The organism is Vibrio sp. M260118, from assembly GCF_036533755.1.
In the GTDB taxonomy this organism is placed as follows: Bacteria; Pseudomonadota; Gammaproteobacteria; order Enterobacterales; family Vibrionaceae; genus Vibrio.
Genome location: NZ_JATABG010000686.1, coordinates 1 through 649, shown reverse-complemented (window position 1 = coordinate 649; position 649 = coordinate 1). Strand labels below are relative to the sequence as shown.

Genomic DNA, 649 nt, shown 5'->3' with positions numbered 1-649 from the left:
TGTGTAGATGCCAAATATCTTTCAAAAAATAATTTTAGTCGATTGCTGATAGAGTGGGACTGCCTTGGTTTAAAAGAAAGTAATGAGTAATTTAACGTAACACATATTGTGCGAACTGAACGATAGAACGCAAAAGGTTGCCCAAACCGGCGACCTTTTTTACATCTGGCAGATACGAAAAACGCCTCCCAATGGGAGGCGTTTTTCTTGAGGACGTTCATTACCTTAGAAAAGGATCGTTGAGATCCCAGCTCTTTGGTTGTAATCTCAATCCCCAGATGTGACAAAACCGACCCTGCAAGGTCGGCTTTGATCGGAATACTTACTGGTTTGACGGCCTGTGTAAGTCCTTTCATGATAGCCCGTATCATTTAAGCACTTCAAGTATTCCTGCACTCTGTTTGGACTCAAGATGTTTTGGACAGAGCGATGCGCATCAGCCACCGACCAAGGGAAGTTCCAAAGGTGGCAGGTAAAGGCACTAATCAAAACTTGCGAAAGCACGATAAAACCGCTCTCTTGTAGCTGCTAGAGGGAGAACTGCGGAAAAGGAATAATTGATTAGTGTTGTGAGACTGGAATGGGGGCGTAAAGCCTTACTCACAGCGCAGGGCAGCCCGAAAGGGAAGAGACTTACCCAATCTGAAAG

General features: G+C 44.8%; 1 protein-coding gene. It reads right to left on the bottom strand.

Annotation, left to right across the window (positions count from 1 at the left end):
* On the bottom strand, window positions 1-356 hold a 356-nt coding region (locus QTO00_RS20570; RefSeq protein WP_331426387.1), incomplete at its 3' end, for a hypothetical protein.
* Between the last annotated feature and the right edge of the window lie 293 nt (window positions 357-649).